This window comes from Streptantibioticus rubrisoli (assembly GCF_024436055.1).
Lineage (GTDB): Bacteria > Actinomycetota > Actinomycetes > Streptomycetales > Streptomycetaceae > Streptantibioticus_A > Streptantibioticus_A rubrisoli.
This window is the reverse complement of the sequence record NZ_JANFNH010000007.1, coordinates 156,895-165,081: the sequence shown is the minus strand read 5'-3', so window position 1 is coordinate 165,081 and position 8,187 is coordinate 156,895. Positions and strand designations below refer to the sequence as shown.

General features: G+C 69.0%; 7 protein-coding genes. 4 read left to right on the top strand and 3 right to left on the bottom strand.

Features of this window, described 5'->3' with window-relative positions; translation table 11 throughout:
• From NON19_RS10985 to NON19_RS10975, 3 genes are all read left to right on the top strand, one after another.
• Positions 1 to 476 (top strand): phosphoribosyltransferase family protein (locus NON19_RS10985; protein ID WP_255926789.1); only part of this gene is annotated, 476 nt, incomplete at its 5' end.
• Positions 477 to 936: 460 nt separating this feature from the next.
• The gene (hpf, locus tag NON19_RS10980; RefSeq protein WP_255926787.1) at positions 937 to 1,614 is read left to right on the top strand and encodes a ribosome hibernation-promoting factor, HPF/YfiA family; all 678 of its coding nucleotides are present in this window, start codon (positions 937 to 939) and stop codon (positions 1,612 to 1,614) included.
• Positions 1,615 to 1,794: 180 nt separating this feature from the next.
• The gene (locus NON19_RS10975) at positions 1,795 to 2,523 is read left to right on the top strand and encodes a response regulator (RefSeq protein WP_255926785.1); all 729 of its coding nucleotides are present in this window, start codon (positions 1,795 to 1,797) and stop codon (positions 2,521 to 2,523) included.
• Positions 2,524 to 2,561: 38 nt separating this feature from the next.
• Here the strand turns inward: NON19_RS10975 and NON19_RS10970 are convergent, their stop codons facing one another.
• Complete coding sequence (locus tag NON19_RS10970) at positions 2,562 to 3,821, bottom strand: winged helix-turn-helix domain-containing protein (protein WP_255926783.1); 1,260 nt, start codon at positions 3,819 to 3,821, stop codon at positions 2,562 to 2,564.
• Positions 3,822 to 3,867: 46 nt separating this feature from the next.
• Complete coding sequence (locus tag NON19_RS10965; protein ID WP_255926781.1) at positions 3,868 to 4,458, bottom strand: GNAT family N-acetyltransferase; 591 nt, start codon at positions 4,456 to 4,458, stop codon at positions 3,868 to 3,870.
• 225 nt (positions 4,459 to 4,683) lie between these two features.
• On the opposite strand from NON19_RS10965, the gene secA reads away from it, so the two are divergent.
• Positions 4,684 to 7,467, top strand: coding sequence for a preprotein translocase subunit SecA (gene secA, locus NON19_RS10960; protein WP_255926779.1), 2,784 nt, complete (start codon positions 4,684 to 4,686; stop codon positions 7,465 to 7,467).
• Positions 7,468 to 7,523: 56 nt separating this feature from the next.
• Here the strand turns inward: secA and NON19_RS10955 are convergent, their stop codons facing one another.
• Positions 7,524 to 8,030 (bottom strand): Rv3235 family protein, encoded by a 507-nt coding sequence (locus tag NON19_RS10955; protein ID WP_255926777.1) that lies wholly within the window; start codon positions 8,028 to 8,030, stop codon positions 7,524 to 7,526.
• Positions 8,031 to 8,187 lie beyond the last annotated feature (157 nt).

Below are 8,187 nucleotides of genomic sequence, written 5' to 3'. Positions count from 1 at the left end.
CCCACACCCCCCTGCTCCTGGTCCCCGTCCCCTCCGCCCGTCGTGCCACTGCCGCGCGGGGGCATGATCCGGCGCGGCGGGTGGCGTTGCGGGCGGCGCGGGAGCTGCGGTGTTGCGGGGTGTCGGCGCGGGTGCTGGCGGTGCTTCGGCAGCGGCGGCTGGTCGCCGATCAGGCGGGGCTTTCGGCTGCTGAGCGGCTGGAGAACCTCTCGGGCGCGCTGGCGGCGGTCTCGGGCAGTGGTCGGCTGCTGCGGGACGGTTGCGTGGTCGTGGTGGACGACGTGATGACCACGGGTGCGTCGCTGGTGGAGGCGGCGCGTGCGGTGCGGGAGGTGGGTGGCCGGGTGTGCGCGGCCGCGGTGGTGGCCGCGGTACCGCGGGCGTTCGGGCTGGTGGGGCCGGCGACGTCGGTACGGTCGGCTGGCCGCCGTCAATGGCCGGGCGGTGACGGTTCGGCGGCGCCCTTCGGCCGTTGATCGGACGGGTTGCCGAGGGAGGTGATTTCACCTGGTCACAGGGGTATCGGAACCGACTACGGCGGTTCATCGTTGCAGGTAGTACGAGAGGGGATGCACCCGAACGGAGGTAGAGCCCCACAGGGGGTGCCGACCTCGGCTCCCGAGGGCTATGTTCGGTTGTGAGGAGGGTCAGGTGCTATGTCGCTGATCGCCGGACTTGGTAGAAGTTGCGGCATTCGGTGTGCATGGCATCAGTCGTACTCCGCCCAGCCGGGCACCAGCATTCCTGTCGCACGGACGGGGTGTTGATCTTCCCCTCGGGGGAGGAGGAGGTGAAAGCCGCGGCCTCGCTGCTCCGGAGCCCTCCGGGGCCGGCGGGGTGGCAGTGATCGCAGTGCCGGACGGGACCTGTGCCCGCCGGCCTTAGCGCAAGGGATGTGCCCCGCGCGCGCGGGGCTGTCCGGGAACGGAGTTCTGCGTGGACATCGTCGTCAAGGGCCGTAAGACCGAGGTGCCCGAGCGGTTCCGCAAGCACGTCGCCGAGAAGTTGAAGCTGGACAAGATCCAGAAGCTGGACGGCAAGGCGATCCGCCTGGATGTCGAAGTCTCCAAGGAGCACAACCCGCGGCTTGCCGACCGTTCCGACCGGGTCGAGCTCACGCTGCGTTCCCGAGGCCCGGTGATCCGGGCCGAAGCGGCGGCGAGTGATCCGTACGCGGCGCTGGACGCGGCGACCAGCAAGTTGGAAGCGCAGCTGCGCAAGCTTGCCGACAAGCGGCACATGGCCCGTCGTGGTGGCCGTGCCGCGGTAAGTGTCGCCGAGTACACCGCGCCCCTGGCCACGCTCAGTGCGCGGGCGGGCGCGGAAGGTGCCGCCGACGGCGTTCCCACCACCAAGGCGGGGCCGCTGGATGTCCAGGGTGAAGGCCCGTTGGTCGTCCGCGAGAAGACCCACGCCGCATCCCCGATGACGCTCGACCAGGCGCTCTATGAGATGGAGCTGGTCGGCCACGACTTCTATCTGTTCGTCGACTCCGAACGGCACCAACCGAGCGTTGTCTATCGGCGTCACGGCTATGACTACGGCGTCATCTACCTCAAGGAGGATCCCGAGGCGGAGCCCCCCACCGGCGCGGGTGGGGCGCTGCGTCGGTGACAGGAGCCGGTGGCGCCCCTGGCGAGTCCGGGGGCGTCACTGTGTCCGTGGAGAACCGCGCGTCGTTGTACGGCATGAAATCATGGTGGTTGTGCCAACCGGCCTGTGATGGGGGATGGTTGGTCGGCCATCGCTGTGCAGCGATGTTGCCTGGGGCACTGGGCTGAGGGGGAGGAACCGATGCCGGACAGCTTCGAGTCGGCGGCCGTTGAGGGGGACGACGGCCGGGGCGCGGGCGAGCGGCGCAGCGAGCCCATCAGGGTCCTGGTCGTGGACGATCATGCCTTGTTCCGGCGCGGTCTGGAGATCGTGCTGGCGCAGGAGGAGGACATCCAGGTCGTCGGCGAGGCCGGGGACGGGGCGGAGGCCGTGGAGAAGGCGGCCGATCTGTTGCCGGACATCGTGTTGATGGATGTGCGGATGCCGCGGCGCGGCGGTATCGAGGCGTGTACGTCCATCAAGGAGGTGGCGCCCAGCGCGAAGATCATCATGCTGACGATCAGCGATGAGGAGGCCGACCTCTACGAGGCGATCAAGGCGGGGGCCACGGGGTATCTCCTGAAGGAGATCTCCACGGACGAGGTGTCCACCGCGATCCGCGCGGTTGCCGATGGCCAGTCGCAGATCAGCCCGTCGATGGCGTCCAAGCTGCTGACCGAGTTCAAGTCGATGATCCAGCGCACCGACGAGCGTCGTCTGGTGCCCGCTCCTCGGCTCACGGACCGCGAGTTGGAGGTGCTCAAGCTGGTCGCCACGGGGATGAACAACCGTGATATCGCCAAGGAGTTGTTCATCAGCGAGAACACCGTGAAGAACCATGTGCGCAACATCCTGGAGAAGTTGCAGTTGCACTCCCGGATGGAGGCGGTGGTGTACGCGATGCGCGAGAAGATCCTGGAGATCAGGTAGTCGGCAACAGATCAGGTAGTCGGCAACGCGCTTGCCGCTCAGCCCAGTTGTCTGATCAGTTCGGCTTTCAGCTTCTGGTCGTCCAGGCGTTCCACCCGTATCGTGTCGCAGTCCACCCACTCGGCCGCCTCCCGTAGTGCCTGCGCCATGGGTGCGATGGCCTTGGGCCCGGCCACTGAGACCTGCCGGGCCACCAGGGTGCGGCCCTCGCGCGCCGGGTCCACGCGGCCGACGAGTTTGCCGCCCGCGAGCAGTGGCATGGCGAAGTAGCCGTGTATGCGCTGGGGTTTGGGTACGTAGGCTTCCAGGCGGTGGGTGAAGTCGAAGATCCGCTGGGTGCGGGCGCGGTCCCAGATCAGGGAGTCGAACGGGGACAGCAAGGTGGTGCGGTGCCTGCCGCGCGGTGGGGTCGACAGTGCCGTGGGGTCGGCCCACGCCTCACCCGCGCGGTTGCGTGTGGCGTTCCGTCCGGTGGCCCAGCCTTCGACCTCGACCGGAACCAGGCCGGTGTCCTCGATCACCGCGTCGACCTGTTCGGTTTTGAGCCGGTGGTAGTCGGCCAGGTCGGCCCGGGTGGCCACGCCCAGGGCCGTGCCCGCCTGGGCGACGAGGCGGCGCAGGCATTCGGTGTCGGTCAGGCCGTCGTGTCGCAGGGAGTCGGGGACGGCGCGTTCGGCGAGGTCGTAGACGCGTTTCCAGCCGCGCCGCTGGGTGCACACCACGTCGCCGGTGTCCAGCAGCCACTCCACGGCGATCTTGGTCTCGGACCAGTCCCACCACGGTCCGCCGTTCTTGGCGCCGCCCAGTTCGGTGGAGGTCAGCGGGCCGTCGGCCTTGAGCCGGTCGAGTACCGCGGCGCAGGACCGCTGGGCGTCTCGCAGTACGTGCCAGCGGTGGCCCTTGGCGCGGCGGGCCCGGCGGCGGAAGGCGAAGTGCGGCCATTCGTCGATGGGCAGTACGCATGCCGCGTGCGACCAGTACTCAAAGGCCACCGCGCCGGTGTCCTCGGGTGATCGGCGGGGCGCGGGCAGGCTCGTACCCCAGTACGCCGATTCCACCGTCGTGCGGCCCACCCCGCCCAGCCGGGCGTACGGGACGAGTTCGTGGGAGCGGGCCAGTACCGAGATGGTGTCGAGTTGGACGGCGCCGAGCCGCCGCAGCATTCCGCGTACCCCGCCGCGCCGGTCCGGCGCGCCGAGCAGCCCTTGGGCGCGCAGCGCTATCCGGCGGGCCTCGTCGGCTGTGAGCGTGGCCTCGGGGCGCCGGGTGGCGGGCTTGGTGCGCGGCGGATTCGTCATGTGGATCAGCGTAGGGGGCACCACTGACAACGCTCGTGGCGCGCGGTCAGGGCCTTGGGTGGGGCAGGTACGGGGTGGCCGACTCCAGTGACCAGTCGGACGGCAGCAGCGCGCCGATCCAGGCGTCGCGCCGGACGCCCTGGTGGACGATGCGGGCGCGCAGGGTGCCCTCCATCCGGAAGCCGGTCTTGAGGGCGACCGCCCGTGATGCGGCGTTGCCCACTTCGGCGTACCACTCCATGCGCTGTACGCCGAGCGTGGTGAAGGCCCACTGGCACACGGCGCGTGAGGCTTCCGTGGTGTACCCGTGGCCGCGTTGCGGGCTGGCCGTCCAGTAGCCGAGTTCGGCCTGCCGTTCCTCGGTGTGCAGGAGTGCGAGCCGCACCAGGCCGATGGTGCCGACGAGCTGGCCGTGGTCCTTGGTGAACACGCCGAAGGAGTACTGGGTGTCGTTCCGCCACCCGTCCGGGGAGATCCGTTCGATGAACGCTTGCGCGTGTTCGCGCCTGTAAGGGGAGGGGACCGACGTCCAGCGCTGGATGTCGGGGTCCTGGCAGGCGGTGTGGACGTCGTCGGTGTCGCGGGGCTCCAGGGGGCGCAGGAGCAGGCGTTCGGTGGTCAGAATGACGGGTTCCATCAGGGGAGTATTTCCGGCGGCTCGCCCCGTTGGGCGGGTAATTTCCGTCACTGACCGGAGTGACAGCGCGCGGGTCCGACGGCGGACCTCCCGACGGGCTGGTGTCCTCGCTTACGATGGCCGGTGCAGCGGAGGCTGTAGACAGCTGTATACAGCCAGCGAAACACCCGCTGTGCCCAGTGCGAGAGAAACGTGCCAGGCCCGACCGGCAAGGAGCCAGCCTACGTGTCCGTCTTCGGCAAGATCCTGCGCGCAGGCGAGGGAAAGATCCTGCGCAAGCTGACCCGCATCGCGGACCAGGTCAATTCCATCGAAGAGGACTTCGTCAACCTCACGGATGCCGAGCTGCGGGCACTCACCGACGAGTACAAGCAGCGGCACGCGGACGGCGAGAGTCTGGACGACCTGCTCCCTGAGGCGTTCGCCACGGTGCGCGAGGCCGCCAAGCGGGTGCTCGGCCAGCGCCACTACGACGTCCAGCTGATGGGTGGCGCGGCGCTGCACCTCGGGTACGTGGCCGAGATGCGCACCGGTGAGGGCAAGACGCTGGTCGGCACGCTGCCCGCCTATCTGAACGCGATCTCCGGCAAGGGCGTCCACCTGATCACGGTCAACGACTATCTGGCCGAGCGTGACTCGGAGTGGATGGGCCGGGTGCACCGGTTCCTCGGTCTCGAGGTGGGCTGCATTCTGGCCAACATGACTCCGGAGGAGCGCCGTCAGCAGTACGCGTGCGACATCACGTACGGCACCAACAACGAGTTCGGTTTCGACTACCTGCGCGACAACATGGCGTGGTCGAAGGAAGAGTTGGTGCAGCGCGGCCACAACTTCGCGATCGTGGACGAGGTCGACTCGATCCTGATCGACGAGGCCCGTACTCCGCTGATCATCTCTGGTCCGGCCGACCAGGCCACCAAGTGGTACAGCGACTTCGCCAAGTTGGTGCAGCGGCTGAAGCTGGACCGCGACTACGAGGTGGACGAGAAGAAGCGCACCGTGGGTGTGCTGGAGGAGGGTGTCACCCGGGTCGAGGACTGGCTGGGCATCGACAATCTCTACGAGTCGGTCAACACCCCGCTGGTCGGCTTCCTGAACAACGCCATCAAGGCCAAGGAGCTGTACAAGCGCGACAAGGACTACGTCGTCATCGACGGCGAGGTCATGATCGTCGATGAGCACACCGGTCGTATCCTCGCGGGCCGCCGCTACAACGAGGGCATGCACCAGGCGATCGAGGCGAAGGAGGGGGTGGAGATCCAGAACGAGAACCAGACGCTGGCCACCATCACCCTGCAGAACTTCTTCCGCCTCTACGACAAGTTGTCGGGCATGACCGGTACGGCGATGACCGAGGCCGCCGAGTTCTACCAGATCTACAAGCTCGGCGTGGTGCCGATCCCCACGCACCGTCCGGTGCAGCGGCTGGACCGGCCGGACCTGATCTACCGCACCGAGGAGTCGAAGTTCCGGGCGGTCGTGGACGACATCGCCGAGAAGTACGAGAAGGGCCAGCCGGTCCTGGTCGGCACCACCTCGGTGGAGAAGTCCGAGTACCTCTCGCAGCAGTTGGCCAAGCGCGGTGTGCCGCACGAGGTGCTCAACGCCAAGCAGCACGACCGGGAGGCGACGATCGTCGCGCAGGCCGGTCGCAAGGGCGCGGTCACGGTGGCCACCAACATGGCGGGCCGTGGTACCGACATCAAGCTCGGCGGCAACCCCGACGACCTGGCGGAGGCGGAGCTGCGGCAGCGCGGCCTGGATCCGGTGGAGCATGTCGAGGAGTGGGCGGCGGCGCTGCCGGAGGCGCTGGAGCGCGCGGAGGCCGCGGTCAAGGCCGAGTTCGAGGAGGTCAAGGAGCTCGGCGGGCTGTATGTGCTGGGCACCGAGCGGCATGAGTCGCGCCGTATCGACAACCAGCTGCGTGGTCGTTCCGGACGTCAGGGTGACCCGGGCGAGTCCCGCTTCTACCTGTCGCTGGGTGACGATCTGATGCGCCTGTTCAAGGCGCAGATGGTCGAGCGCGTGATGGCGATGGCGAATGTGCCGGACGATGTGCCGATCGAGAACAAGATGGTGACCCGGGCGATCGCGTCGGCGCAGTCGCAGGTGGAGCAGCAGAACTTCGAGATCCGCAAGAACGTCCTGAAGTACGACGAGGTGCTCAACCGGCAGCGTGAGGTGATCTACGCCGAGCGCCGCCGGGTGCTGGAGGGCGAGGATCTGCAGGAGCAGATCGCGCACTTCATGGACGACACTATCGAGGACTACATCAAGGCGGAGACCTCCGAGGGCTTCGCCGAGGAGTGGGACCTGGAGAAGCTGTGGAGCGCGTTCGCGCAGCTGTACCCGATCACGGTCACCATCGAGGAGCTGGACGAGGCGGCGGGCGACCGGGCGGGCGTCACCGCGGACTTCATCGCCGAACTGGTCGTGGAGGACATCCACAAGCAGTACGAGGCGCGGGAGAAGGAGCTCGGCTCGGACATCATGCGTGAGCTGGAGCGCCGCGTGGTGCTGTCGGTGCTTGACCGCAAGTGGCGTGAGCACCTGTACGAGATGGACTACCTCCAGGAGGGCATCGGGCTGCGCGCCATGGCGCAGCGCGACCCGCTGGTGGAGTACCAGCGTGAGGGCTTCGACATGTTCAACGCCATGATGGACGGCATCAAGGAGGAGTCCGTCGGCTACCTGTTCAACCTGGAGGTCCAGGTCGAGCAGCAGGTCGAGGAGGTTCCGGTGCCGGCCGACGTGGTGCCGTCGCTGGAGAAGGAGGAAGTGGTTCCGGCGGGCGCGGTGCGTCCGGAGATCCACGCCAAGGGGCTGGAGGCTCCGCAGCGCCCGGACCGGCTGCACTTCACGGCGCCGAAGGTGGACGGTGAGGGCGGCATCGTCGAGGGCGACTTCACCACCGGCGGTGACGACGGTCCGGTCGTGTCCGAGTCGGACGGCCTGACCCGCGCCGAGCGCCGCAAGGCGCAAAAGGGCGGCCGTCGCCGCAAGAAGTAGCAGCGAAAGCGGGTACGGGGCCGGGTTGCCGATGAGGGCGGCCCGGCCCTGGCGCGTCACCATGGCGGGCCCGCGCATTCCACGGCGGTGCAGCGCCAGCGGCGGTCGGCACCGAGTTCCAGCCGGAACGCCAGCGCCCGCAGCGCGTCTCCGGAGCGGACCCGCGCGAACGCCTCGCGCACCCCGGGCGCGGGTGTGCGGTAGCCGCAGCCGTGTACCCGGGGCGTGGGGCGGCCCTTGGGCGGGCGCAGCACGCCTTGGCAGGCCAGCTGCCACAGCCGTTCGTGGGCGGCCTCGCCAAAGGTGTGGCCGAGCATCCAGGACGCCGGGCGGCGGCCGCTGAGGACTTCCACCAGCCGGTCGGCGAACCACCAGTGCGCCTGCGCCCGCCGCGCCGCGGGCTGGTCCGGTTCGCGGCCGGGGCGGTGTGGGCGGGGGCCGGGCGGGCCGGGGCGCCGGATGTCGCGGCGGGCGGGCGGTCCGGTGACTGCCGGTGGCCGCCGGGTGGTGGTGCGGGCCGGGCGGCGGGCGGCCGCTGGCGTGTCGAACGTGCTGGTCGTCATGGCTGGATTCCCCCGCTCTGCCCGGCGGAAGGCCGCCGGGCGGTTGCCGTGCGTGGTCGAGGAGACTTCTAGCGAGCCCGCGACGGCGGCGACAAGGCCCGGTCGGGCGGCGGGGGAAAGGCCGCGGAATTCACCTATCAGGGTGATGGGCGCGTGC